Source organism: Pseudomonas yangonensis (assembly GCF_009932725.1).
GTDB classification, from domain to species: domain Bacteria; phylum Pseudomonadota; class Gammaproteobacteria; order Pseudomonadales; family Pseudomonadaceae; genus Aquipseudomonas; species Aquipseudomonas yangonensis.
Genome location: NZ_BLJU01000009.1, coordinates 42,023 through 68,839, shown reverse-complemented (window position 1 = coordinate 68,839; position 26,817 = coordinate 42,023). Strand labels below are relative to the sequence as shown.

The window sequence follows — 26,817 nt, the reverse complement described above, 5'->3', positions numbered from 1 at the left end:
AAAGTATTTACTGGCGCTGCAGTTTGCCGCTGAACCAGGCGAACACGCCGCGCTTGGCGGTCTGTTTGGTGCCGAAGCTTTCGGTGATGCGGTCGAGGATGATCGCCAGCAACACCACGGCCATGCCGCTCTCGAAGCCTAGACCGATATCCAGGCGCTGGATACTCGCCAGCACGTCGTTACCCAGGCCGCCGGCACCGACCATCGAGGCGATGATCACCATCGACAGGGCCATCATGATGGTCTGGTTGACCCCGGCCATGATCGACGGCATGGCGTTGGGCAGCTGGACCTTGAACAGCAACTGGCGGCTGGTGCAGCCGAACGACTGGCCGGCCTCGACGATTTCCTTGTTCACCTGGCGAATGCCCAGGCTGGTCAGGCGCACCGCCGGCGGCATGGCGAAGATCACCGTGGCGATGATGCCGGGCACGCGACCCAGGCCGAAGAGCATGGCTGCCGGGATCAGGTAGACGAACGCCGGCATGGTCTGCATGAAGTCGAGAATCGGTCGAATGATGGTCGCCACGCGCTCGCTGCGTGCCGCCCAGATCCCCAGCGGGATGCCCAGCAGCAGGCTGATCAGCGTCGAGGAGAAGGTCAGGCCGAGGGTGACCACGGTCTGTTCCCAGAAGCCGGTCATGACGATGAGGACGAAGGCCACCGCAGTGAAGATTGCGAAGCGTACGCCGATGCGCCACAGACCGAGGCCGACGAAAATGGCAATGAGCAGCCAGGCCGGCGGCAGCATCAGCAGGTTCTCGATGCCCTCGGAGAAACCGCTGACCAGTTGACCGATGCTGTCGAACACACCGCTGTAGTTGTCCAGCAGGTGCTGGACGACGTCGTTGACCCAGCTGCCCAGGTCGAGCTTCTTGTCACTCATGGGATTCCCCCTGCAGGCGGGTCAGCAGACGGCCCTTGCTGATGGCGCCACAGTAATGGCCTTCGGCATCCACCACCGGGATCGGCCCTTCGTTGTCCACCAGGCGGCTGATGACGTCCTCCAGTGGCATGTCCTCGGGAACCGGGACCACCTGCTTGAGCGCATTGGTCTCCAGTGGTCGAGGCTCGTCGCCATCGACCATCAGGGCGATCTTCTCGAGGCTGATGGAACCCTGGAAGTTGTTCTGCTCATCGACGATGAAGGCGTAGTGCTTGTCCAGCGCCTGCAGCTCCTTGCAGATCTTCGCCGCGTCCGGTGCCTTGCCGTTGTACACGTAGGTCGGCACGCTGTCGGCCTTGAGCTGGCCGGCGGTGAGATAACGGCTGGTGTCGACCGTATCGAAGAAGTTGCGTACGTATTCGTTGGCCGGCTTCTCGATCAGCTCCTGCGGAGTGCCGACCTGAATCAGCTTGCCGCCTTCCATGATGCCGATGCGGGTACCGATGCGCATGGCTTCTTCGATGTCGTGGGAGACGAAGATGATGGTGCGGCGGTGGGTCTTCTGCAGCTCCAGCAGCACGTCCTGCATTTCGCGGCGCTTGAGCGGGTCGAGGGCCGAGAAGGCCTCGTCCATGATGATCATCGACGGGTTGACCGCGAGGGCTCGGGCCAGGCCTACGCGCTGCTGCATGCCGCCGGAGAGCTCGTTCGGGTACTTGTGGGCGAAGGTATCGAGACCCACCTGCTTGAGCACTTCCATCGCCCGTTGCTCGCGCTCCTTGCGTCCGACACCGGCCACTTCCAGGCCGAAGGCGGCATTGTCCAGCACGCTGCGCGAAGGCATCAGGGCGAAGGACTGGAAGACCATGCTCATGTCGCGGCGGCGCAGGTCGATCAGCTGCGATTGCGGCAGCTTGGCCACGTTCTGGCCGTCAATGTAGACATCGCCGGCGCTGGGTTCGACCAGGCGGTTGATCAGACGGATCAGGGTGGATTTACCGGAGCCGGACAGGCCCATGAGGACGAAGATCTCGCCTTCCTCGACGCTGAACGACACGTCGCTGACTCCGATTACTGCGCCTTTCTCGGCGAGGATTTTCTCTTTGCTCCAGCCTTCCTTGAGCAGGCCAATAGCCTCTTGTGGGTTAGAGCCGAAAACCTTGTACAGGTGTTCGACCACGATCTTTCCAGACTGCATGGGACGTTTCCCCTTCAATCGGCATCCAGGTGGCGCTGGCACGGCTGGGCACGCATCATCGAAGCGTAGAACGGCTGTGACAGACCTCTGATATTTGTGGGTGTTTTCTGAAAGTCGAGGTAGGCGAACGTTTCGCTGCGCTGCCGGGTGCCGGCACTCGGGCACGTTCAAGCGACACGCTGGCGGTTGCTGTGGCCCGTCGCGCCGTTAAATCGTGTAGATGAGTGATTGCTGCCTTGCCGTGCTGCAAACCGCTTTCCAAACCCTCTGGCAGTGTTTCGAAATCCAGTCCGTTGGGGGTTCATGTCCCTTCCTGGAACATGCGTACATCCGAAATTTCTTGTTGGGCTGGCGCCCGTGGTGGGCCAGCGCTTATCTGTTCTTCGGTCCGGGGTTGTGGGGCCCCGGTCTGCCGCCCCTCTGAAGGAGTCGGCAGCGACGTCATCGGCTGACTCAACGATATAGCCTTGCAGGCTGCGCAATTATCGGTTTGCGACTCTGACATATTGCGCGACGACATGGCGCTGTCCGCTGCGTGTTTACCGTTTTTCGCCGCTATCGAGCCGTCGATGTTGGGCGAGTCCAAAACTGTTTAATCCCCCCGGTTAGGTTCCAAATGAGCGGTGCGGCACACGCGTTAAAAACCTTAACAGACTTTTTTACCCCCGGGTCAACCATCAAAGCCACGTGTGGCGCGGTTCTTCATGCGCCGAAAGGGCTTCAGGCACCGTTTCACGGGGGCTGCGCATGTGTTGAAAAAAATTGACAGCGGCGAGGAGAAAAAGATCAATTTTGCCCCGCAAGGCCCTTTACAGACCCATGACTGCTCGCCGCGACCTCAGCAGCAGCGAAATCGGGAAAATGGCCACCTTCAAAGACGGATTTTATGAGCGGTGATTCGGCTATTTATCGGCATGAAAAGGGTTTTTAGCCGATTTTAACGCCGTTTTTAGGGTCTTCGGCTTACGCCCACCAGCCAGCCGTTGACCATTTCGGGATTCTTGTCCATCCACTGTTTGGCCACGCGCCGCCGGTTGGTATTGCCCTCGAGCACGCCGCTCATCAGCTGGTTCTCCGCTGCGATGGTAAAGACCATGTTGCGAAACAGCTGGGCCACGTTCGGGCACTCGCTGGCAAGGCCGCCACGCGTGACGGTATTGACCTGTGCCGCGCCATAGTTGGGGCCGAAATACTGGTCGCCGCCGGAAAGGTAGAACATGCGCAGCCGATCATTCATCGGGTGCGGCTCCCAGCCCAGGAACACTGCGGAGCGGCCCATCTGCTGAGCGCGTTCGACATGGTTGAGCATGCCCTTTTCACTGCTTTCCACCAAGGTGAAATCACGCAGACCGAAGACATTCTCGCGGATCATGGTCTTGACCATTTCGTTGCCTTCGTTGCCAGGTTCGATGCCGAAAATCTGGCCTCGCAATTCATCCTTGAAACGGTGGATATCGGCGAAGTCCTTCAGGCCCGCCTTATGCGCCGGCTCGAGCACGGCGAGGGTGTAGCGCACTGTGGGCAGGTTGGTTTGCAGTTTTTCGATGCGGCCGCTTTGCAGATGGGGCTCTACCAATTGGCTCTGCGCCGGCATCCAGCTGCCGAGAAAGACATCGACGTTGCCATCGGCGAGGGCCTGATAGGTTTCCGGAAGCGACAGCCGCTTCACCTGAGTGCGATAGCCCAGGTCAGACAGTATCAGGCGGGCGACGGCGGTGGTCATGGTGATATCGGTCCAGCCGACATCGGCGAGGGTGATCAACTCACAGCGTTCTGCCTCGGCAGCCTGCAGGGTGGAGCCATAAAGCAGGCCGAATGCGAGTAGCCAGTGAGCGAGTCGTTTCATGGATCACACCTGCCTGTTCAAAGAAATTGAGTTGCTGACTAGAAAGCAAATGGCGGGCCGTCTGCATCGTGAAAAACGACCTCCACTTACCCAGGGTTGCCGTTCCGTTGGTCTTGCCTATTTCCACCTGCGGAAGGTGTGAATGGCGTAGCGGGTGCGAGCTGATTATCGAACCGCTTGAGGGCGCTGTTTCCGGCTGTGAGTGGCCTAATGGCTGATGGCGAATCGCCTTTTTTTGGAAAAGCCGAATCATGAGCCGGGGTGGGGCGAGCGAAGCGATTTCCGCCAGCTTTTGGTGCGTGCCGGGCCTGCCTCGAGCGGCTGTTCGAAGAGCCTGTTACCGCCCATCCGTTACTGCCTCGACAAGTCTGTGTAGGGGGTATCCTCAGTAGTGCTACCGAAATGCACAGAGCCCTTGATATCGGGCTTTCTGGATCGTTTGCGGGTGCTGTGCCGAGGCTTGGAAAGCCCGGGTGGCGTGGACATGATTTTTTATTGAAGGCCTGATCAATTTCGGCATGGGCTTTGCCTGTTTTACATGACCAGCTGGTCTCGAACCAGCACCATAACAAAACTACGGTCCGCTACCGTCGGGCCGACACCGTGCTTAGCGTGAGGGTTTCATCGATGTCGCAGTCCAGCCAAGGGTCGCAATCCCAGAACCGTGCCCCCCAGTCCATCGGCTTCCTGCTCCTGGATAATTTCACACTGATTTCCCTGGCCTCGGCGGTGGAGCCCCTGCGCATGGCCAACCAGCTCTCCGGCAAGGAACTGTATCGCTGGCACACGCTTACGCTCGACGGCCTGCCCGTCAGCGCCAGCGATGGACTGCAGATCACCCCCGATACCTCCATACAGAATGCGCCGGCACTGGACGCGGTGATCGTCTGTGGCGGTGTCGACATCCAGCACAGCGTCAAGCGCGAGCATGTCAGCTGGTTGCAGCTGCAGGCACGCCAGGGCCGCCAGCTTGGCGCGGTATGCACCGGCAGCTGGGCGCTGGCCAAGGCCGGACTGCTCGATGGCTACGATTGCAGCGTGCACTGGGAATGTCTGGCCTCGATGCAGGAAGCCTTCCCGCGTGCGGCCATCACCACCCGCCTGTTCTCCATCGACCGCAATCGCAATACCTCGTCCGGCGGCACCGCGCCGATGGACATGATGCTGCACCTGATCGGTCAGCAGCACGGGCGTGAACTGGCGGCCGGCATTTCCGAGATGTTCATCTACGAGCGCATCCGCAACGAACAGGATCACCAGCGCGTACCGCTCAAGCACATGCTCGGCAGCAACCAGCCAAAGCTGCAGGAGATCGTCGCGCTGATGGAGGCTAACCTGGAGGAGCCGATCGACCTCGACGAGCTGGCCTGCTTCGTCGACATTTCCCGTCGTCAGCTCGAGCGTTTGTTCCAGAAGTACCTGCACTGCTCGCCGTCGCGCTACTACCTCAAGCTGCGTCTGATCCGTGCACGTCAGCTACTGAAGCAGACCAGCATGTCGATCATCGAAGTGGCTTCGGTGTGCGGCTTCGTTTCCACCCCGCACTTCTCCAAGTGCTACCGCGAGTATTTCGGCATTCCGCCGCGCGACGAGCGTGCTGGCCAGCAGGGTCACAACCTGGTGGCGCTACTGCCGATTCCCGAACATCATCAGGTCAACTCCAGTGCGGTACTGGCGCTGAGTCGTGCTCAGGGCGAGTCGACATTCGCCAGCGTACGGATCTGAGTCGGGCTGCGATGAAAAACGGGGCGCCACTGGCGCCCCGTTTTTTTTGAGCTTTGGTGCGTGCGTCGCAGCCTGCACCGCGCCGTTCGCTCAGGCCGGCTTTGGAACCAGCGCCGGCAGCAGATGACGACTGATGGCTTCGCGCACATTCGGCAGCAGGGTAGCGCTGCCGCCGAGCAGCTCTTCCACCAGGCGGCGCAGGGCCGCGGCACGCTCCGGACTGAGGCCGCTGACGGCCAGCTCGCAGGATTGCTCCGGCGTGGCGCCTGCAGGAATACTCAGGCCCAGTGCAACCAGGCGTTCGCGGAAATCTTCCTGGTCGATGAGGTCGGCGTGCATCATGGTCGTGACTCCTTGTGGCAAAGCAGGCGTTTAACAACGTAGACGAAGCGGCAAGGGCGATGCAGGCAGTATTTCAACCGCCTGCTAGCGCAGAACGCCTTCTTCGACCAGCAGGTTGAAGATAGCCTCCGCACCCTCCTGTGGCGAGACATCCTTGAGTATCTTGCCACCACCACCACTGGCTTTGGCCGTCGCGGCCTTCATGCGTTCTGCACCGGTCTTGGCTTTGATCACCTTCAGGCGTTTCGGTCGTGGTTTGGCCGGCTGCAGGCTGGCTTCGGCCAGCAGTGGGTCGTCTATCACGGTGACTTCATGAGCTTCGATCTGGCCACGGCGAGCCGGCCCGAAGGCACTCTGGCGCGCGACCGGGGCGGCATTGTCGACGCTGGCCACGCACGGCAGGCGTACCTTGAGGCGGCGACGCTGGCCACGTGGCAGTGCCTGCAGCACCTGCGCCACGCCGTTCTCGACCTTCTCCACTTCGGCCAGGCCAACCACCATCGGCCAGCCCAGGCGCTCGGCCAGCAGGAACGGCAACATGCCGGAGCCTTCGCCGGTTTCCGCCTGGCTGCCGGTGAGTACCAGCTGCGTGCGACTGCCTTGCAGGTAGTCGACCAGCAGCGGCAGGGCGTCGGCGCCTTCCGGCTGTTCAAGCACGTCGAGCTGTTCCAGGCCCATGCCCAGGTAGCCGCGCAGCGCTTCGGCCTGTGGGTCGCCGGCATGCAGCAATTGCAGGTTCTGTCCGGCCAGACGCAGGCCGAGTTCCACCGCGCGGGCATCCTGCTCGGCGCGACGGGCGCGGGCTGAGGTCGGGTGGGCGCCGACCGAGACCAGGGCGACGATATTCAGATCAGTCATTTGGGCAACCTCGAACCGTGGGAGCGGCTTTAGCCGCGATATGGCCATACGCGCGATCTGTCGCGGCTGAAGCCCCTCCCACGAGGGCGTATTGGTGAGGATCAGGCCGCTTCACGCTTGCCCTCCTGGCGCCAGGCGGCGACGCGCTCCATCAGCGCGCGAAGGATCGCCGCCGAGTCGCCGATCACCGAGAGATCGGCACGTTTGATCATGTCGCAGCCAGGATCCATGTTCACCGCGACGACCTTGTCGCAGGCGCCGATACCTTGCAGGTGCTGGATGGCGCCGGAAATACCCACCGCCAGGTAGACGCGGGCGGTGACCCAGGTGCCTGTGGCGCCGACCTGACGGTCACGCGGCATGAAGCCATCGTCCACCGCCACGCGCGAGGCGCCTTCGGTGGCACCGAGGGCGACGGCGGCCTGGTGGAACAGGTCCCAATCCTTCACGCCGTTGCCGCCGGAAAGAATGAACTCGGCCTCGGCCATGGGGATCTGCGCCGGGTCCACGGCTACCGGGCCGAGGTCCTCGATACGCGGCAGACTGTGGGCGACCTTTTCGGCCAGCTCCAGCGGACGGACCTCATGACGGGTTTCGCTGACCGGCTCGGCGCACTCGGCGGCAGCCAGGATCAGTCGAGGCAGCGCGCGCTGGATATCCTGCTGACCACTGCCGGCCCGCCCGGTGGCCTGCTCGCCTGCGACCTGCCAAACACGGGTGGCAGGACGCTCGCCGAGCTTGGCGGCCAGGCGCCGGCCCAGTTCACCGCCGCCGGTGCGGCTGTCGGGCAGCAGCCAGTGGCGCGGCGCCAGCTGGCTCTCCACAGCGCTCAGGGCCAGTACGCGGGCTTCCGGCGCGTAGCCGTCGAAGGTGTCACCGGCGATGCGCAGCAGGCGGTCGACGCCGGCCGTATCGAAGGCGCTTTCCTTGTCCTCGCCGAATATCACGGCAACCACAGCGCCGCTATCGCCAGCCAGCTTGCGGGCCAGGCCGAGCAGGTCCTTGTCATGGCTGGACAGACGGCCGCCGACCATGTCCGGTACCACGCAGATGTGGAAGGCCGGTTGCTCGATGACGTGCAGCGGCAGCTGCACCTCGACGCTGGCACTGCTGCGTTTGCCGGCGGTGCCCTGCTGAGCACCGCTGCGATCGATACGCTTGAGCCCCGCCGGGCCGATGAAACCGGCGGCGATGGCGTGCGGGTTCTTGCGGATGATGCCGTTGGGGCCCATCCAGCTGGTCTGATTCTGGCTCTGCATGGCCGCATGGAGCGGATGCAGGCGGTTACGGGCGATCCACTCGGCGCGAGGGTCGCGGCGGATGATGTCGCTCATGCCTGGGCCTCCTGAGTGCGCTGGGGTTGTCGTTTCATCACTGCACCTCCGCCAGTTCGCGCTTGGCGTTCGGTCGCTTGGCCGCCACCTCGGTAGCCTCGATCAACACTTCGGCCACCAGTTCGGCGATGTCCTTGATTTCCGGGCGCGGTGCGACCACGCCTTCGAGCATCGCGGTACATTGCGGGCAACCCACGGCTACCAGTTCGGCGCCGGTTTCCTTGATGTCGACCATGCGCATGTCGGGGATCCGCTGCTTGCCGGGGATATCGGTGATCGGCGCGCCGCCACCGCCACCGCAGCAGCGCGAGCGGAAGCCCGAACGTTCCATTTCCCTGACTTCGATACCGATGGCCTTGAGCACTGAGCGCGGAGCTTCGTACTCGCCGTTGTAACGGCCCAGGTAGCATGGATCGTGGTAGGTGACGCTGCCAGCCTTGCTCTGACCGAGGTTCAGCAGGCCGTCACGGACCAGTTGTTCGATATAGGTGGTGTGGTGCAGTACCTCGTAGTTGCCGCCGAGTGCGCCGTATTCGTTCTTCAACACGTGGAAGCTGTGCGGGTCGCAGCTGACGATACGCTTGAAGCGATACTTGCCCAGGGTGGCGATATTGCGCTTGGCCAGGTGCTGGAAGGTCGCTTCGTCGCCCAGGCGGCGAGCCACGTCGCCGCTGTCGCGTTCTTCCAGGCCCAGTACGGCGAAGTCGACGTCGGCAGCCTTGAGGATCTTGACGAAGGCGCGCAGGGTGCGCTGGTTGCGCATGTCGAAGGCGCCATCACCGACCCAGAACAGCACGTCGGTCTCTTGCTTGTCGGCAAGCAGCGGCAGGTTCAGGTCGGCGGCCCAGTTGAGGCGGCCGCCGGGATTGAAGCCGCCCGGGTTGTCGGTGGCGATCAGGTTGTCCAGCACCTCGGCACCCTTGTTCGGGGTGGCGCCCTTCTCGAGGGTGAGATGACGGCGCATATCGACGATGGCATCGACGTGCTCGATCATCATCGGGCACTCCTCGACGCAGGCGCGGCAAGTGGTGCACGACCAGAGGGTCTCGGCATCCACCAGCGCCTTGCCCTGCAGCGACACGATCGGCTGGTGCGGGCCGCCGCTATGTTCGCCCAGCGGCTTGCCGGGGTAGGGCGAACCGGCGAACTTGGCGTCATTGCCACCGGCCAGGCCGATGACCATATCCTGGATCAGCTTCTTCGGGTTCAGCGGCTGGCCAGCGGCGAAGGCCGGGCACATGGCCTCGCACTTGCCGCACTGCACGCAGGCGTCGAAGCCCAGTAGCTGGTTCCAGGTGAAGTCGGTGGGCTTTTCAACACCCAGCGGGGCTTTCGGGTTGTCCAGATCGAGGGCTTTGAGGCCGGTCGAACGACCGCCACCGAAGCGTTCGGCGCGGCGGTGCCAGGCCAGGTGCAGGGCACCGGCGAAGGCGTGTTTCATCGGCCCGCCCCAGGTCATGCCGAAGAACAGCTCGGACACACCCCAGGCCACGCCAACGGCGAGGATGACGGCCAACACCCAGCCACCGAAGTTCTCGGGCAGGATGCCCGCTACCGGCAGTGTGGCGATGAAGAAGCTGGCGGCGAACATCAGCAGGCTTTTCGGCAGGCGCATCCACGGGCCTTTCGACAGGCGCGCCGGCGGATCCAGGCGACGCTTGGCAACGAACAGGGCGCCGACGAACATCAGCACCGTGGCCGCCAGCAGGGCGAAGCCGAGGATACGGTTATGCAGGCCGAAACCGTGCACGACGATGGCCAGCAGCGCCGCGAGAACGAAGCCACCTGCAGTGGCCACGTGGGTCTTGGACATGTACTTGTCGCGTTCGACCACATGGTGCAGATCGACCAGGTAGCGGCGCGGCATCTTCAGCAGGCCGCCGATCCAGTCGACCTTCGACGGTCGGCCGCGACGCCACATGAAAAAGCGCTTGGCCGCGCCAATGACCGCAAGGGCCAGGGCGGCGAAGAGCAGGATTGGGAGAATGGTGTTCAACATCTTGTGGTCTCCTTCGCGGGACCGGAAAACAACACGGTTCAGTCCCCTCGCCCCTGCGGGGAGAGGGTTAGGCAGAGGGGGAGCAGGGACCGAAAGGCACTGCCCAACGGCCCCTCTCCCCCGACCCCTCTCCCGGCTTTCCGTAAAAGAAGCATGGGAGAGGGGAGACCAGCATCAGAAGTCCTTGCACAGGCGCAAGGCGTCGTAGATCGCCGCGTGGGTATTGCGCTGGGCCACGCAGTCGCCGATGCGGAACAGCAGGTAGCCACCGGTCTCGCTCAGGCAAGGCTGAGGCTTGATCGCGAACAGCGCTTCGACGTCGATCTGACCCTTGTTGCGCGAACCTTCCTTGAGGGCGTAGTACAGGCTTTCGTCCGGACGCACGCCGTTCTCCACGACCACCTGGTCGACAACGCGCTCTTCCTTGGCGCCGGTGTACTCGTTTTCGAGTACGGCAACCAGCTTGTCGCCCTCGCGGTAGACCTTCTCCAGCATCAGGTCGCCGGTCATGATGACTTCTTTCGGATACAGGCTGCGGTAGTAGGTGGGGAAGGTGGTCCCGCCCATGGCCACACCCGGCTTGATGTCGTCGGTGACGATCTCCACCTGCGAGCCCTTGTCGGCGAGGAAGTCGGCGACGGACATGCCGGTGAATTCGCAGATGGTGTCGTACACCAGCACGTTCTTGCCCGGTTCGACCTTGCCAGCCAGTACATCCCAGCTGCTGACGACCAGACCCTCGGCAGCGCCCCAGTGCTCGTTCTGCTCGATGAAGGAGTGGCCGCCGTTGGCCAGTACCACGATATCCGGACGCAGATCGAGGATGCTGGCTTCATCGGCTGCAGTGCCCAGACGCAGATCGACGCCCAGGCGAGCGAGCTCCAGCTGGTACCAGCGGGTGATACCGGCAATCTGGTCGCGTTGCGGCGCCTTGGCCGCCAGGGTGATCTGGCCGCCCAGTTGTTCCTGCTTTTCGAACAGGGTGATGTCATGGCCGCGTTCGGCTGCCACGCGGGCTGCCTCCATGCCGGCCGGGCCGCCACCGACGATCACCACCTTGCGCTTGGGCCCGGTGGATTTCTCGATGATATGCGGTACGCCCATGTATTCGCGGCTGGTGGCAGCGTTCTGGATGCACAGCACGTCCAGGCCCTGATACTGGCGATCGATGCAGTAGTTGGCACCGACGCACTGCTTGATCTGGTCGACCTGGCCCATCTTGATCTTGGCGATCAGGTGGGGGTCAGCCATGTGCGCGCGGGTCATGCCGACCATGTCGACGTAACCACCCTCGAGAATACGGGTGGCCTGGTTCGGGTCCTTGATGTTCTGCGCGTGCAGCACCGGCACCTTGACCACTTCCTTGATGCCGGCCGCCAGGTGCAGGAAAGGCTCCGGCGGAAAGCTCATGTTCGGGATGACGTTGGCCAGGGTGTTGTGGGTGTCGCAACCCGAGCCCACTACGCCGATGAAGTCGAGCATGCCGGTGGCGTCGTAGTAGGCCGCGATCTGCTTCATGTCCTCATGCGACAGACCATCGGGGTGGAATTCGTCACCGGTGATGCGCATGCCGACGCAGAAATCGTCGCCGACTTCGGCGCGTACGGCCTTGAGCACTTCCAGACCGAATTTCATCCGGCCTTCGAAGGTGCCGCCCCACTCGTCGGTACGCTTGTTCACGCGCGGCGACCAGAACTGGTCGATCAGGTGCTGGTGCACGGCGGACAGCTCGACGCCGTCCAGGCCGCCTTCCTTGGCCCGGCGTGCGGCCTGGGCGTAGTTACCGATGATGCGCCAGATTTCCTCGACCTCGATGGTCTTGCAAGTGGCGCGGTGTACGGGTTCGCGGATGCCGGACGGGGACATCAGGGTCGGCCAGTTGAAACCGTCCCAGCGCGAGCGACGACCCATGTGGGTAATCTGGATCATGATCTTGGCGCCGTGCTTGTGCATGGCGTCGGCAAGATTCTGGAAGTGGGGAATGATACGGTCGGTGGACAGGTTGACCGAGCTCCACCACTCCTGCGGGCTGTCGATGGCAACCACGGACGAGCCGCCGCAGATGGCCAGACCGATGCCGCCCTTGGCTTTCTCTTCGTAGTATTTGACGTAGCGCTCGGTCGTCATGCCGCCGTCGGTGGCGTAGACCTCGGCGTGTGCGGTGGAAAGCACACGGTTGCGGATGGTCAGTTTGCCGATCTGGATCGGCTGGAACATTGCTTCAAAAGCCATTGCGGCACCCTCACGGAAAAGCGGCCTGGGGTCTCTGGTCGGGAGGTGCTTCAGTGTGTGAAGCCCTCCCTCCTGTCTTTATTGTTTAGAGCGGTTTGACGCGGAACAGGCCGTGGTCGTGGCCTTCCTGCGAGGCGCCGTAGACCTGCTCGGCGAAGGTGCGGATGCTGCTGCCCTGAGCCTGCAGAATCTGATCCATGGCGCCGGCGAACCAGCCGGTGAACATGTAGTCGACCGGGCGCCCGCATTTGCCGTAGACGTAGACGAAGGCCGAGTGGTCCAGGCGCACTTCGCAGGTGCCGGCTTCGAGGTCGATCGACTGGATCTTGAACAGACCCCAGCCGCGCTGCGACAGGCGCTTCATGTAATGCTCGAATACCGCTACGCCGGACAGGCCATGGCACTCGGCTTCCTTCTCGCACCAGTGCCAGGCGGACTTGTAGCCGGCCTTGTAGAGAATCTCGGCGTACTTCTCGGCGCCGAGCACTTCCTCGATGCCGATATGGTTGTTGACGAAGAAATGCCGCGGTACGTAGAGCATCGGCAGGGCGTCGGTGGTCCATACGCCGGTTTCGTCGTCGACCAGGATGGGCATTTCGGGGGCGTGGGTGGCCATGTGTTCAAACTCCAGAATTCGTTATCTTGCGTGTTTAAAAATGCGGGTGAATGCCTGTGGAGCCGTAGCGAGCACGCCGAGAGCAAGGAGACCCGCAGCGACAAGCGAGAGCAGTACGCATGTACGGCGAGCTTGTCGCGAGGACACGACGCAGCTATCGGTGGGCGCAGTAGGCTCCGCAGGTATTCATCATTCGCCCCAGACGTCGGCTAGTACGCGTACCCAGTTCTCGCCCATGATCTTGCGCACCACGCGCTCGGAATGGCCGCGTTTGAGCAGGGTTTCGGTGAGGTTGGGGAACTCGCCGACGGTACGGATACCCAGTGGGTTGATGATCTTGCCGAAGTTGGTCAGGCGACGGGCGTAGCCCTTGTCGTGGGTCAGGTATTCGAAGAATTCCTTGCCGTGGCCCTGGGTGAAGTCGGTACCGATACCGATGGCGTCTTCACCGACGATGTTCATCACGTACTCGATGGCTTCGGCGTAGTCTTCGATGGTCGAGTCGATGCCCTTGGCCAGGAACGGCGCGAACATGGTCACGCCGACGAAACCGCCGTGGTCGGCGATGAACTTCAGTTCCTCGTCGGACTTGTTGCGCGGGTGCTCTTTCAGGCCGGAAGGCAGGCAGTGGGAATAGGTCACCGGCTTCTTCGACTCGAGGATGACTTCCTCGGAGGTCTTGCTGCCGACGTGGGACAGGTCGCACATGATGCCCACGCGGTTCATCTCGGCGACGATCTCGCGGCCGAAGCCGGACAGGCCGCCGTCACGTTCGTAGCAGCCGGTGCCGATCAGGTTCTGGGTGTTGTAGCACATCTGCACGATGCCCACGCCGAGCTGCTTGAACACCTCGACGTAGCCGATCTGGTCCTCGAACGCGTGGGCATTCTGGAAACCATAGATGATGCCGGTCTTGCCCAGCTCCTTGGCCTTGCGGATATCGGCGGTGGTGCGTGCCGGCATCACCAGGTCGCTGTTCTCGCGGATCAGCTTGCTGCTGGCGGCGATGCTGTTGACGGTGGCCTGGAAACCTTCCCACACGGACACGGTGCAGTTGGCGGCGGTCAGGCCACCTTTGCGCATGTCTTCGAACAGTTCGCGGTTCCACTTGGCGATGATCAGACCGTCGATGACGATGCTGTCGGCGTGCAATTCGGCTGGGCTCATCAGGCTTGTCCCCTAATACTGATGCGCCGAGACGGCTGTCGGCGCTTTGGGGAGAGCTTATCCCTGGGGGGCTGGCCGACCCGGTACAAAAACGACTGGGGGTTTGCCGAAAGCGTCAAGCCGAGGTCGCGGACGGATACGTTCGTCCTGCGCACCTCGTCACCTGTAGGAGAGCGGCTTTAGCCGCGATTGTTGACGGCAAGCTTCGCGACTGAAGCCGCTCCTACGGGCAGCTGTGCATCAGGCCGGTCGCTCGTGACGATCCTGGCTGGGGCTGGCGGCGAAACGCCGGCGGTAGCTGCGCGAGAAGTAGGAGGCTGAGTCGAAACCACACGCCAGGCCCACCTCCAGCACGCTGAGGTCGCTATGGCGCAGTAGCTGGCGCGCCTTGTCCAGGCGCAGGTCGAGGTAGAAGGCCGATGGCGTGGTGCCCAGATGATGGCGGAACAGACGTTCCAGCTGGCGCACGCTGATGCCCACCTGAGCGGCCAGCGTCTCACTGGATAGCGGCTGTTCGCACTGGCGCTCCATTTCGCCGATCACCCGCACCAGTTTCTTGTTGTGCAGGTCGTAGCGGCTGGCCACCTGCATGCGCTGGTGATCCAGGCGTGTGCGGATACGGCTGACCACGAACTGTTCCGACACCTGTACCGCCAGCGCCTCGCCGTATTCCTGGCCGATCAGTCCCAGCATCAGATCCAGACTGCTGGTGCCGCCCGCGCTGGTGATGCGCTTGCCGTCGATCTCGAACAGCTCCTGGGTGACCAGTAGCGTCGGGTAGCGTTCACGAAAGGCATCGATGGCTTCCCAGTGCAGCGTCAGACGCTGATGCTGGAACAGCCCCGCCTCGGCCAGTACGAAGCTGCCGGTATCGATGCCGCCGAGCACCGCCAGTTCGGGCTCGCGCCGTTGCAGCCAGTGCGCCAGGTGATGATCGTAGTGAGCCAGTGGCTCGAAACCGGCCACCACGAACAGCGCCCGGGTTGGGTCCGGCAGTTCCAGCGCACCGTCGACGTTCAGCGACATGCCGTTGCTCGCCAGCACGGCATTGCCGTCCTGGCTGAGCAGGCGCCAGCGGTATAGCTCGCCGCGGAAACGGTTGGCCACGCGCAGCGGCTCGATGGCCGACATCAGACCCATCATGGAAAAGCCGGGCAACAGCAGGAAGCAGAAGGTCTGGGGCATTCGGGTCATTGGGTGGTGTGGGGTATGTAGTCGGGAAATTAAGACGCCGTCATCGTTATTGTGCTCGCAAGTAGTCGGCTGAGGTCAAGAAACAGTCGCTAAAGTGCGAATTTTGCGCTGTGATCGAGCGTAAGGTGTTTTCATCGGGAAGCAAGAACCCGAGCACGGTGGGGGCCGCCATGGCCTCTAGAAGAACGAAATAGAACCGCTGTGACACGATGAGGAGCACCCAGATGAAAGGTCTTACCGCACTGGCCGCGTGCTGCACCCTGAGCCTGTTCAGTACATCCCTGCTGGCCGATGAGGCCAGCTGCAAGAACGTTCGCCTTGGCGCCGTCGGCTGGACCGACGTGGTCGCCACCACTGCCGTAGCCAGCGAGCTGCTGCACGGGCTCGGCTACGAAACCAAGCAGACCCAGGCGTCGCAACAGATCATCTTCGCCGGTATCCAGAAGGGGCAGATCGATGCCTTCCTCGGTTACTGGAAGCCGATCATGGACGACAACATCAAACCCTTCCTCGATGCCGGTGCGGTCAAGGTCGCGGCCGAGCCGTCGCTGGATGACGCCGTGGCCGTGCTCGCCGTGCCCAGCTACACCGCAGACAAGGGCCTGAAAACCCTGGCCGACATCGCCAGGTTCAAGGATGAGCTGGACGGCAAGATCTACGGCATCGAGGCCGGCTCCGGGGCCAATACGGCGATTCAGAAGATGATCGATTCCAACCAGTTCGGCCTCGGCGGCTTCAAGCTGGTGGAGTCCAGCGAGGCCGGCATGTTGGCCGCCGTTGGCCGTGCCGTGCGCAATGAGAAACCCGTGGTGTTCTTTGGCTGGAAACCGCACCCGATGAACCTGTCTATGCAGATCACCTATCTGACCGGCACCGAGGACGTGTTCGGCCCCAACGACGGTGCCGCGACGGTTTCCACCGTGACCGCGCCGGACTACGCCGAGCGCTGCCCCAACGCCAACCGCCTGCTGACCAGCCTGCGTTTCACCAGTGCGCAGGAAGCCGAGCTGATGCAGCCGATCATGGATCGCAAGCAGCCTGCGCAGGTCGCGCGCGACTGGATCAAGGCCAATCCGCAGGTGGTCGAGGCCTGGCTCGATGGTGTCACCACCCTGGACGGCAAGCCCGCCAGCGCGTCGCTGGTCGCCGGCAACTGATACCTAGGCGCCGGTTCGACCGGCGCTGACCCCTCTTTGCACAACGCCTGCGGCCCTGCCGTCGGCTTCTGTTCGCCCCCGGAAAGGAATGTCGAAGATGAACTACGAGGTTATCGTCACCTGCGCGGTGACCGGCGCTGGCGACACCGTCGGCAAGCACCCGGCGATCCCGGTCACGCCCAAGGAAATCGCGGCCGCTGCCATCGAGGCGGCCAAGGCCGGCGCCACCGTTGCCCACTGCCATGTGCGTGATCCGCAGACTGGCAAGCCGAGTCGCGATGTGGCGCTGTACCGCGAGGTGGTCGAGCGCATCCGCGAGAGCGACACCGACGTGATCATCAACCTCACCGCCGGCATGGGCGGTGATCTGGAAATCGGTCGCGGCGAGCAGCCGCTGGAGTTCGGCGCCGGCACCGACCTGGTCGGGCCGATCACCCGCCTGGCCCATATCGAGGAACTGTTGCCGGAAATCTGCACCCTGGACTGCGGCACGCTGAATTTCGGCGACGGCGATTTCATCTACGTCTCCACCCCGGCGCAACTGCGTGCCGGCGCCAAGCGCATCACCGAGCTGGGGGTGAAGGCCGAGCTGGAAATCTTCGACACCGGTCACCTGTGGTTCGCCAAACAGATGATCAGCGAAGGCCTGCTGGACGACCCGCTGATCCAGCTGTGCCTGGGCATTCCCTGGGGCGCGCCGGCCGACACCACGACCATGAAGGCCATGGCCGACAACCTGCCGCCCGGCGTCACCTGGGCCGGCTTCGGCATCGGCCGCATGCAGATGCCTATGGTCGCTCAGGCCATGCTGCTCGGCGGCAACGTGCGGGTCGGCCTGGAGGACAACATCTGGCTGGATCGCGGCGTGCACGCCAGCAACGGCCAGCTGGTCGAGCGTGCCATCGAGATCATCGAACGTCTCGGCGGCCGGGCTCTGACCCCGGCTGAAGGGCGCGAGAAGATGAAGCTCAAACCCAGACGCTAACGCTGCTTCCTCCCCTCTCCCATTTATGGGAGAGGGGCCGGGGGAGAGGGCTTGTGTGCATTCCCCGTAGCCCGGATGAAATCCGGGAAAACTTCACCTGCCATGCCCCGGACCGCATCCGGGCTACCGGAGTTCAACCATGACCTTCGTTACCGATATCAAGACCTTCGCCGCTCTCGGCACCGGGGTGATCGGCGCCGGCTGGATCGCCCGCGCCCTGGCCCACGGCCTCGACGTGATTGCCTGGGACCCTGCGCCCGGCGCCGAGGCTGCGCTGCGCACGCGCCTGGCCAATGCCTGGCCGGCGCTGCAGCAGCAGGGCCTGGCCCCCGGCGCCTCGCTGGATCGCCTGCGCTTTGTGAACACTATCGAAGGCTGCGTACGCGATGCTGACTTCATCCAGGAGAGCGCCCCCGAGCGCCTCGAACTCAAGTGCGAACTGCACGCGAAGATCAGCGCTGCCGCGCGTCCGGATGTGTTGATCGGCTCCAGTACCTCGGGCCTGCTGCCCAGTGAGTTCTATGCAGACGCCAGGCATCCCGAGCGCTGCGTGGTCGGCCACCCGTTCAATCCGGTCTATCTGCTGCCGCTGGTGGAGGTGGTGGGCGGTGTTAAGACCGCCCCGGAGGCGGTGCAGGCCGCCATCGAGGTTTACCAGTCGCTGGGCATGCGCCCGCTGCATGTGCGCAAGGAGGTGCCGGGCTTTATCGCCGACCGCCTGCTCGAGGCGCTGTGGCGCGAGGCGCTGCACCTGGTCAACGACGGCGTGGCGAGCACCGGCGAGATCGACGATGCGATCCGCTTCGGCGCCGGCCTGCGTTGGTCGTTCATGGGCAGCTTCCTGACCTACACCCTGGCCGGTGGTCCGGCCGGCATGCGTCACTTCATGGCCCAGTTCGGCCCGGCGCTGAAGCTGCCCTGGACCTATCTTGAAGCGCCGGAGCTGACCGAGGGGCTGATCGACGCGGTGGTCGAGGGCACTGCCGAGCAGCAGGGCGAACGCAGCCTGGATGCCCTGGAACGCTACCGCGACGATTGCCTGCTGGCGGTGCTGGAGGCGATCCGTCAGACCAAGGCCAGGCATGGCTTCGAGTTTGCCGAGTAAACGAGTCATTTCCGGTGCGCACGGCGCACCCTACGGCCAGCGCCTGTCCAGCTCTCCTCTCCCGCTTGCGGGGCGTAGGCGGGAAAAGCGAAGCACTGCTTCTCCCGCTGTAGCGCCCTGAGCTCTGTGAAGGGCAGGGGCGCAGAGTGGGGCTGGGGGAGAGGGCCTTATCGGAATACGAACATGAGTCTGCCAACCCACCGCACCACCATCTCCCCTGACTGGGTCGATTACAACGGCCACCTGCGCGATGCCTTCTATCTGCTGATCTTCAGTCACGCCACCGATGCCCTGATGGATATGCTGGGCCTGGACGAAACCGGTCGTATCCGCACCGGGCACACCCTGTACACCCTGGAATGCCACCTCAACTTTCTGGCCGAGGTGAAGGAGGGCGAAGCGGTGGAAGTGCGCACGCAATTGTTGGCGCATGACGGCAAACGTCTGCATATCCACCACGCGCTGTACCGGCCAGGCGAGGCCGTCAGCCGCGCCCAAAGCGAGCAGATGCTGATGAATATCGACAGCGCCGCCGGCCGCGCGGCGCCGTTCGACGCTCAGGTGGCAGACAGGGTCGCGCAGCTGGCCAGAGAGCATCAGGGGTTGCCACAGCCGGCGTGCGTTGGCCGGGTCATTGGCCTGCGCCGTGGCTCTTAGAAAAGATCTGCGTCGCAACCCTTACTTCGGCTTGTACGCGCAATACCCCGGTCGCGGGCCGACCTTGGGGTGATGACGGCAGGTATCCGGGCGCTTGTCGTAGACGGTGCACAGGCGCGTCTTGCGATCGAGGAACAGGCAGTCGTTATTGGACATGCGGGTCAGGGTGAAGATGCCCGACTTCTGGTTGAAGCGTTCGACCACGCCATCCTTCTGCAGACGCTTGGCGATGTTCTTCGGTGGCTCGCTGCGCTCGAACTCGTCCACCAGCTCCAGGCGGATCAGATCGTTCAGGCGTACTTCAACCGGCAGGGTGCAGCAGCTGGAGATGCAGCTGTGGCACATGTCGGCCGTGTATTTGGCCCAGGTTTCCAGGCGGTCGATCTCGGCTGCGGCTATCAGGCGGGGCTTCATCATGGCTTTATCGTGCGGTCTGCGCCGCTGCTGTCACGGGGCGGCGATGATAGCGGGCGCGCGGCATTTGTGAAGCACCGGCTGGCAGTTGGCTACTTTGCGTTGTGCCTGTGACCTGTGTGGCAGTCGTCTCTCTGTGGCTGGACGCTCGCTGCTCCTATACTGGCAGCCACCTCGGGCTGCCGGCAGGGACGCGAGGACACTTCCACAGCGGTAGGACATAACGCATGCAATGGATCTTCATGCTGGTCGGACTGGTGCTCGGCGCGGGCGTCAGCGAATCCGTCACGGGCGCCATTCTTGGCGGCCTGCTCGGCCTCAGTCTGGGGCAGGCGCTGCGTCTGCAAGGGCTGGAGACGCGCAACGCGCAACTGACCGCACAGCTCAAGGAATTCGCCGAGCGCTTCGAGCGCGGCACGCGCGCCATGCACGAGCGCCTGGTCAAGGTGGAGCAGGGCGAGCGTAGCGAGCCGGAACCTTCACCGGCCGCAGCGCCTGCCGAAGCCCCGTCCGAGCCGGAGGTGCAGCCTGAGCCGCTCGTTGCCGAAGAGCCTCTGCCGGAGCTGGATTGGACGCTACCGGAGCTGGAGGCCCCTCCTGCCGAACAGCCTGCACCGCTTGCCGCACAGGTCATTGCCGAACCGCAACCGGTTCCCCAGCAAAGTCCCTGGCGCGAACAGGCACCGCGTGAACCGAATCTGATCGAGCGTGGCATCGCCGCCGCCAAGGCCTGGTTGTTTGGTGGCAACACCGTGTTGCGGATCGGCGTGGTGCTGCTGTTCCTCGGCCTGGCCTTCCTGCTGCGCTACGCCACCGAAGGTGTCGAGGTGCCGGTCGAGCTGCGCTACATGGGCGTGGCGGCCAGTGCCCTGGCCTTGCTCGGCCTGGGCTGGTGGCTACGCCGGCGCAATCCCGGTTACGCCCTGGTGCTGCAGGGCACCGGCATCGCCGTGCTGTACCTGACGGTGTTCGCCGCCATGCGCCTGCATCCATTGCTCGACCCCGGCATGGCGCTGGGGCTGCTGGTGGCGGTGACGCTGTTCTCGGCGATTCTCGCCGTGCAGCAGAACGCCCTGGGTCTGGCCGCCGCGGCGGCGCTGGGCGGTTTCGCCGCACCTATCCTGACTTCCACCGGCAGCGGCAACCATGTCGCGCTGTTCTCCTATTTCGCCCTGCTCAATGCCGGCATCTTCGCCATCGCCTGGTTCAGGGCCTGGCGTCTGCTTAATCTGATCGGCTTCGTCGGTACCTTCGGCATCGGCTTCGCCTGGGGCCTGCGTTCCTACACGCCGGAGCTGCTGGGCAGCACCCAGCCGTTCCTGATCCTGTTCTTTGTGATGTACGTGGCCATCGGCCTGCTGTTCGCCCGCCGCACCCTGCGTGACGCAGCGGATGCGCCCGAGGCGCGCGACGAGCTGCTGCGCTGGTCGCTGCGCCGTGGCGACTATGTCGACGCTACCACCCTGTTCGGCCCGCCGCTGGTCGGCTTCGGCCTGCAGGTGGCGTTGGTGCGTCATATCGAGTTCGCTGCGGCGTTCAGCGCCCTCGGCCTCGGGCTGTTCTATCTGCTGCTGGCGCGCGTACTCAAGGCGCGCGCCGGCGGGCGGGCGCGGCTGTTGGTGGAAATCTGCCTGGCCCTTGGTGTGGTATTCGCCAGCCTGGCCATCCCGCTGGGTCTGGATGCGCGCTGGACGGCGGCGGCCTGGGCGGTGGAAGGCGCCGGTATCTACTGGCTCGGCCTGCGCCAGGGCCGGCCGCTGGCGCGCGCCTTCGCCCTGTTGCTGCAGGTCGGCGCAGCGCTGGCCTTCCTCAGTGGCCTGGATCTTGGCTACGCCAGTCTGCTCGACGGTTCGCCGCTGGGCGCACTGATGCTCGGCGTGGCGTTGCTGTTCAGCTACTGGCAACTGCGCCGCGAACCTGAGGCGGGCAGCGCCTGGGAGAGGCGCCTGCTGCCCTGGCTCGGCATTACCGGTCTGGCGTTTCTCTATCTGATCGCACCGTTGCTGTTCGAGGCCCCCGGCACGGCCATCGCCTGGGCGCTGGCGGGGCTGGCGACGCTGTTGGTCGGGCTGCGCATCGCAGCGCCGAGCTTCGTCTACAGCGCCTTTGCCGTGCAGCTGCTCGGCGGGCTGCTGTTCCTCGGGCAGATGGCGCTGGATTCGCTGTTCGGCGGTAACAGCTTCAAGGCGGGCTGGTTCGGCCTGCTGGCCGCGTCGATGGTCGGTTTCGGTCTGATCGCCGGCATGCTGCTGGCGGCGCGTGATCCGCACATCCGCGAGAACCGCCGGCTGCTCGGCGCACTGTCGGCGATCATGCTGGTGGGCCTGGTGTTCATCAATCTGGCCGTGCTCTTCGTCCTGCCCTGGGTCGCAGCCGCGGCGGTGTGGGGGGGTACGGGGCTGCTGATTCTCTGGCTGGCACTGTATCTGCAGCAGCGTGCGGCCTTCCTGTTCAGCCTGGCGCTGCAGCTGTTCGCCGGCCTGGCCTTCCTCGCCGCCGGGCCGCTGCTGCTGGCAGGAATCAGCGGCGAGGGCCTGTCGCCGCTGGCGCATACCGGCTTCTGGACGCCGGCGGTGCTCGGCCTGGCCGCGCAAGTCGGCGCCTGGCGCCTGCACAGCCTAGCGCACGGTGGGCGAGAGACGGGCATCGACGGCGTCAGCCTGCAGCGCCTGGGCCAGCTGTTATTGGCCTGGGGCGCGGCTTGGTGGGCACTGGCTGTGAGCAGCGAAGTGCTGCGCTTCGTGGCGCCGGATCTGCAAGCCAGCGCGTTGCTGGTGCTGGCAGCGTTGTCGGTGCTGATCTGGATGCTGCTGGCCCTGCGCACCCGCTGGCGTGAATTGGCGGTGCTGTGCAGCCTTCTGGCGCCGGTGGCCGGGGTGGTGCTGAGCCATGCCTGGCATCCGCTTTACCATCCGACCGCGAACTTTGGCTGGCTGGGGTGGACTGCCATTATCGCGGTGCATCTGCTGGTACTGCGGCGTCTGGCTGAACTGCTGCCGAGCCGCGCTGCCAGCGTCGCCCATGTGCTCGGCTGCTGGCTGCTGATCGGCGTGCTGGCTTTGGAACTGCGTTACCTGCTGCTGAGCCTGGCCGATCACTACAACGCCTGGCGCTGGCTGGGCTGGGCGCTGCTGCCGACGGCCTATCTCTGGGGCGTGACGCAGGCGCGTCGCCTGCCCTGGCCGGTGGCCACTTTCGAGCGTGAATACCGTCTCTGGGCCGCTGCACCCCTGGCGGCATTGATGCTCGTCTGGTTCTGGCTGGCTAACGCCAACAGTGCCGGCGACAGCGACCCGCTGCCCTACCTGCCGCTGCTCAACCCGTTGGAACTCGGTCTGCTGCTGTGCCTGGGCGCGTTGGTGGTCTGGGGGCGGTTCGCCCTGCCACGCTTCGCCCTGGAACCTGCGCGCGCACTACAGATCACTCAGTGTGTGGCGGGACTGTCGCTCTTTGCCCTGCTGACGGTGATGGTGATGCGTACGGCTCATCACTGGGGCGGTGTGGCCTGGGACAGCCCGGCGCTGTTCGATTCGATGCTGGTGCAGGCTGGTTTGTCCATCGTCTGGACCCTGATCGCCCTGGCGCTGATGCTCTTCGGCCACCTGCGCGCGCGTCGCGAGCTGTGGCTGGTTGGCGCCGCACTGATCGCTCTGGTGGTGGCCAAGCTGTTCTTCATCGAGCTGGGCAATCGTGGCGGGCTGGAGCGTATCGTTTCGTTCATCGGTGTCGGCGTGCTGCTTTTGGTTGTGGGTTATTTTGCCCCGCTGCCGCCGCGCAAGACCGATGAAGCCCCTGTGAACGAGGAGTCGCTGTCGTGAGAATGATCGCTGCCTGTCTGGCCCTTGGCCTGTCGCTGATCGCATGGGCACAGGCCGAGGAGCGTCCGCAGGACTATCGCCAACTGCTGCCGCTGACGCTGGATGGGACAGGCCCCTGGTATCGGGTCGAGTTGCCGATGGCCGTGCACTACGCCGCTCGGCATGCCGACCTGCGTGACCTGCGTATCTTCAACGGCGCCGGTCAGGTCCAGGCCTACGCGCTGTTGCCAGGCCAGAGCGAATCGCGCGACGAGGAACAGGAGCACGGGGTGCGCTGGTTCCCGCTGTACGCCGATGCGCAGCACAACGATGTGCCGCGCCTGCGGGTGCAGCGCAGCACCGACGGCACCCTGATCGAATTGACTGGCGACGAACCGGCGCCCGTGCAGCGCCAGTTGCGCGGTTGGTTGCTCGATGCCAGCGCCATCGATGCGCCGCTGGTGCGCCTCGACCTCAACTGGAGCGGCGGTGAGGAGGGCTTCCAGCGTTTCGCCATCGAGGCCAGCGACGACCTGCAGCATTGGAGCCGCTGGGGGGAGGGGCAGGTGGCGCGCCTGAGCTTCGCAGGCGACAGGATCGATCAGCCTCAGGTGGAGCTGCCCGAGCGAGCGGCACGCTACATCCGTCTGCTCTGGAGCAGCCCGCGGCAGGCTCCGGAGCTGGACGCGGTGACGTTGCGCAGTCGCCGCCAGGCGAGCAGCCCGGCGCCGCTGGTCTGGTCCGAGTCGATGCAGGCGCAAGCCACGAGCGATGGACATTACCAATGGCAATTGCCGCAAGCGCTGCCAATCGAACGCGTGCGCATCAATCTGGACGAACCCAACACCTTGGCGCCTGTTTCATTCGCGGCGCGCGCGGCAGAGAAAGACCCCTGGCGAGCGCTTGCCAGCGGTGTGCTCTATCGGTTGCCGCAAGAGGGGCGCGAGGTGCGCCAGGATGAATTGGTCCTGCCGGCCCTGCCGGTGCGCCAGGTGCGCCTGAAGATCGACGCACGTGGCGGAGGCTTGGGTCAGCAGGCACTGACCGCGGCCTTCGCCGTGCGCGCCACCCAGCTGGTTTTCCTGGCGCGCGGCGAGCCGCCTTACCGACTCGCGGTAGGACGCGCCGATGCCACAGCGGCCGCGCTTCCCCTCAGCACCCTGATCCCCGGTAACTCGACCGAGCGTCTGACCTCGCTGGCATCGGCACAGGTCGATGTCGCTGCCGTGCGGTCGGCTGAAGTGAATGTACCGGCGACAGCGGCGACGGATTGGAAGCGTTGGGGACTCTGGGCTGTGTTGTTGCTCGGAGTGGCATTGTTGGCGGCGATGGCGGCGAGCCTGCTGCGGCGTCCTGACAAAGGCTGAGCGCCATGGTCGGGAATGCATGTCATTACTGTTCAAGCCATGCTTTTGCAGTATCTTAGGCAGCGTTCACGGTTGCTTCGGTTGGGAAGTGTCACCGCGTTGTGAGCCGTGAGCAGCTTCGGGCGTCAACGCCCTCTACTCTGGTCAGGAAGGCCCGCTTGCGTATCTCGACTCGCTTCGTCGCCTCCTCCGTCACGGGCGTCTGCCAACGGAGGCCCCGTTGATACAGGCCTGCATGGCGCCTGGTTGGTCACCATCGCCCCCGGTTCTCGTCACGCTGCTGGTGTGCTTCGGCGTCATCCTGCTAGCGCACTGGATGACCCGCCAGGGCGACTTCCCCGGACGCGACAGCTTCATTCTGCTGCACCTTTCCAGCCTCTGGTGGATGGCCTGCTCCTCGCTGGAACTGAGCGTGATGTCGGCCGAGTGCAAGATGTTTCTCTCCGGCCTGGCCTGGCTCGGAATCCTGTTCACGCCCACCTTCTGGGCGGTGTTTCTCTGGCAGTACGTCAACAGCGTGCGCACACCTGTGCCGCGCGCCGGCGTGCTGGCGCTGAGTCTGATGCCTGTGCTGGTCTGGATCGTTGCGCTGAGCAACCCCTGGCACGGCCTGTTCTACCTTGCCAGCAGCGGTCCGATCGACGACAGCCCCGGGGCTCCGGTGCGTTATCGGCATGGTCCGCTGTTCTACGTTACCGCAGCTTATGTCTACCTGCTGATGGTGTTTTGCATGGGCGTGGTGGTGCGTGCCGCGGTACTCAGTCAGGGGCTCCATCGGCGGCACTATCTGGGTTTCGCGCTGGTCACGGCAGCGCCCTGGACGGCCAACATCGCCTACGTTGTGTTTGGCTGGACCGTGTTTGGCGTCGACCCCACGCCGTTCTGCTTCGCTTTCACCCTGGTCGCCTTCGCCTGGCTGATTCTCGGGGTGCGCCTGTTCGACCTGATGCCGGTGGCGCGTCACCTGCTGCTCGAAGCCCTGATCGACCCGGTGCTGGTGGTCGACCCGCGCGGGCGGGTGATCGAGGCCAACCCGGCTGCACTCAGGCTGGCGGGCCTGCAGCAAGGCTGGCAGGGACGGGCGCTGGCCGACTGGCCGGTATTCGGTGCCGATCTGCAGCGCTTGCTCGAACAGCACCAAGGCGAGGCGAGCGAGCAGATGCTCAGCCTGACCAGCGCCGCGCGCTACTACGAAGTGCGTGTGCGCGGGATCGAGCGCACCACGCGCAACGGCCCGGTTTTGCTCGGGCGCATGCTCTATGTGCGCGACGTCACGCTGAGGCATCTTGCCGAGCTCAAGCTGGCCGAGGCCCTGGCGGTCAGTGAAGAGCGTTTGCGCACCATCTCCGTTCTGCATGAGCAGCTGCGCGAGCAGGCGCTGTGCGATCCGCTGACCGGGCTCTACAACCGCCGCTATCTGGATGAGTTCTTCGACCGCGAACTGGCCAGAGCGCAGCGTGAGAATCTGCCCCTGGCTCTGGCGCTGATCGACCTCGACCATTTCAAGCGACTTAATGACGAGTGCGGCCATCTGGTCGGCGACGATGTACTCAAGTCGGTGGCTCAGCACCTCTTGGACAATCTGCGCAGCACTGACGCCGTGTTCCGTATCGGTGGCGAGGAATTTCTGCTCATTCTGCCGGGGTTGAATGCCCAGGCGGCTCACGCTCGACTCGAATCGCTGCGCATGCAGCTGGCGAGCGTGGATCACCCGACACGCATGGGTACGATGCCAGTGACCTTGTCCGCTGGCATTGCGGTATGGCCGGCGAATGGCGGGCAACTCGATGCGTTGCTGCATGCGGCAGACGTAGCGCTGTACGCGGCCAAACGCGGCGGGAGGAATCGTATAGCTTTGGCTTCATAGAGTGAATATCGCAGCCAACTGGATGTTTTTCAGCGCAGGAGTCGCTACATTTGTTGAGAAGTTCATTCCAA

General features: G+C 64.1%; 20 protein-coding genes. 8 read left to right on the top strand and 12 right to left on the bottom strand.

Annotated elements, in window-relative coordinates:
• Positions 1-7 precede the first annotated feature (7 nt).
• The 3 genes from choW to GYB81_RS13015 form a co-directional block, all read right to left on the bottom strand.
• On the bottom strand, positions 8-886 hold the full coding sequence (gene choW / locus GYB81_RS13025) for a choline ABC transporter permease subunit (RefSeq protein ID WP_161865830.1): 879 nt from the start codon (positions 884-886) through the stop codon (positions 8-10).
• On the bottom strand, positions 879-2,084 hold the full coding sequence (locus tag GYB81_RS13020; RefSeq protein WP_161865831.1) for a quaternary amine ABC transporter ATP-binding protein: 1,206 nt from the start codon (positions 2,082-2,084) through the stop codon (positions 879-881). Before GYB81_RS13020 ends, choW begins: the two co-directional genes overlap by 8 nt.
• 949 nt (positions 2,085-3,033) lie before the next feature.
• Entirely contained in the window at positions 3,034-3,930 is an 897-nt protein-coding gene (locus GYB81_RS13015; RefSeq protein ID WP_161865832.1) for a glycine betaine ABC transporter substrate-binding protein, read from the bottom strand.
• 627 nt (positions 3,931-4,557) lie between these two features.
• Between GYB81_RS13015 and gbdR the strand changes: the two genes are divergently transcribed.
• Positions 4,558-5,655, top strand: a complete 1,098-nt coding sequence (gene gbdR, locus GYB81_RS13010) for a choline metabolism transcriptional regulator GbdR (RefSeq protein WP_161865833.1) — start codon at positions 4,558-4,560, stop codon at positions 5,653-5,655.
• A gap of 90 nt (positions 5,656-5,745) precedes the next feature.
• On the opposite strand, the gene GYB81_RS13005 is transcribed toward gbdR, so the two are convergent.
• From GYB81_RS13005 to GYB81_RS12970, 8 genes are all read right to left on the bottom strand, one after another.
• Positions 5,746-5,997 carry a hypothetical protein gene (locus GYB81_RS13005; protein WP_024306591.1) on the bottom strand — a complete coding sequence of 84 codons (252 nt, stop codon included), beginning with the start codon at positions 5,995-5,997 and terminating at the stop codon, positions 5,746-5,748.
• A gap of 84 nt (positions 5,998-6,081) precedes the next feature.
• On the bottom strand, positions 6,082-6,855 hold the full coding sequence (gene etfB, locus GYB81_RS13000; protein WP_161865834.1) for an electron transfer flavoprotein subunit beta: 774 nt from the start codon (positions 6,853-6,855) through the stop codon (positions 6,082-6,084).
• Between the two features lie 101 nt (positions 6,856-6,956).
• A complete protein-coding gene (gene etfA, locus GYB81_RS12995; RefSeq protein ID WP_161865835.1) occupies positions 6,957-8,189 on the bottom strand; it encodes an electron transfer flavoprotein subunit alpha in 1,233 nt (410 codons plus the stop codon).
• Positions 8,190-8,226: 37 nt separating this feature from the next.
• Positions 8,227-10,188, bottom strand: coding sequence for a dimethylglycine demethylation protein DgcB (gene dgcB / locus GYB81_RS12990; protein WP_161865836.1), 1,962 nt, complete (start codon positions 10,186-10,188; stop codon positions 8,227-8,229).
• A 174-nt stretch (positions 10,189-10,362) separates the two neighbouring features.
• On the bottom strand, positions 10,363-12,420 hold the full coding sequence (dgcA, locus tag GYB81_RS12985) for a dimethylglycine demethylation protein DgcA (RefSeq protein WP_161865837.1): 2,058 nt from the start codon (positions 12,418-12,420) through the stop codon (positions 10,363-10,365).
• Positions 12,421-12,505: 85 nt separating this feature from the next.
• The gene (locus tag GYB81_RS12980; protein ID WP_161865838.1) at positions 12,506-13,036 is read right to left on the bottom strand and encodes a 4-vinyl reductase; all 531 of its coding nucleotides are present in this window, start codon (positions 13,034-13,036) and stop codon (positions 12,506-12,508) included.
• A 189-nt stretch (positions 13,037-13,225) separates the two neighbouring features.
• Positions 13,226-14,203, bottom strand: a complete 978-nt coding sequence (locus GYB81_RS12975) for a dipeptidase (protein ID WP_161865839.1) — start codon at positions 14,201-14,203, stop codon at positions 13,226-13,228.
• A gap of 240 nt (positions 14,204-14,443) precedes the next feature.
• A complete protein-coding gene (locus GYB81_RS12970; protein WP_161865840.1) occupies positions 14,444-15,388 on the bottom strand; it encodes a GlxA family transcriptional regulator in 945 nt (314 codons plus the stop codon).
• A gap of 233 nt (positions 15,389-15,621) precedes the next feature.
• Here GYB81_RS12970 and choX point away from each other — a divergent pair, with 233 nt between their 5' ends.
• The 4 genes from choX to GYB81_RS12950 all read left to right on the top strand — a co-directional run bounded on the left by choX (position 15,622) and on the right by GYB81_RS12950 (position 19,301).
• Entirely contained in the window at positions 15,622-16,554 is a 933-nt protein-coding gene (gene choX, locus GYB81_RS12965) for a choline ABC transporter substrate-binding protein (RefSeq protein ID WP_161865841.1), read from the top strand.
• 97 nt (positions 16,555-16,651) lie between these two features.
• Positions 16,652-17,539 carry a 3-dehydrocarnitine:acetyl-CoA trimethylamine transferase CdhC gene (gene cdhC, locus GYB81_RS12960; RefSeq protein WP_161865842.1) on the top strand — a complete coding sequence of 296 codons (888 nt, stop codon included), beginning with the start codon at positions 16,652-16,654 and terminating at the stop codon, positions 17,537-17,539.
• 139 nt (positions 17,540-17,678) lie between these two features.
• On the top strand, positions 17,679-18,644 hold the full coding sequence (locus GYB81_RS12955) for an L-carnitine dehydrogenase (protein WP_161865843.1): 966 nt from the start codon (positions 17,679-17,681) through the stop codon (positions 18,642-18,644).
• 183 nt (positions 18,645-18,827) lie between these two features.
• Complete coding sequence (locus tag GYB81_RS12950) at positions 18,828-19,301, top strand: thioesterase family protein (RefSeq protein ID WP_161865844.1); 474 nt, start codon at positions 18,828-18,830, stop codon at positions 19,299-19,301.
• A gap of 21 nt (positions 19,302-19,322) precedes the next feature.
• Here the strand turns inward: GYB81_RS12950 and GYB81_RS12945 are convergent, their stop codons facing one another.
• Positions 19,323-19,718, bottom strand: coding sequence for a YkgJ family cysteine cluster protein (locus GYB81_RS12945; protein ID WP_011920733.1), 396 nt, complete (start codon positions 19,716-19,718; stop codon positions 19,323-19,325).
• A 224-nt stretch (positions 19,719-19,942) separates the two neighbouring features.
• On the opposite strand from GYB81_RS12945, the gene GYB81_RS12940 reads away from it, so the two are divergent.
• From GYB81_RS12940 to GYB81_RS12930, 3 genes are all read left to right on the top strand, one after another.
• The gene (locus GYB81_RS12940) at positions 19,943-23,533 is read left to right on the top strand and encodes a DUF2339 domain-containing protein (protein ID WP_161897857.1); all 3,591 of its coding nucleotides are present in this window, start codon (positions 19,943-19,945) and stop codon (positions 23,531-23,533) included.
• 2 nt (positions 23,534-23,535) lie between these two features.
• Positions 23,536-24,879 carry a DUF3999 domain-containing protein gene (locus tag GYB81_RS12935; protein ID WP_178106597.1) on the top strand — a complete coding sequence of 448 codons (1,344 nt, stop codon included), beginning with the start codon at positions 23,536-23,538 and terminating at the stop codon, positions 24,877-24,879.
• Positions 24,880-25,114: 235 nt separating this feature from the next.
• Positions 25,115-26,746 (top strand): histidine kinase N-terminal 7TM domain-containing diguanylate cyclase, encoded by a 1,632-nt coding sequence (locus tag GYB81_RS12930; RefSeq protein ID WP_233787568.1) that lies wholly within the window; start codon positions 25,115-25,117, stop codon positions 26,744-26,746.
• Positions 26,747-26,817: the final 71 nt, after the last annotated feature.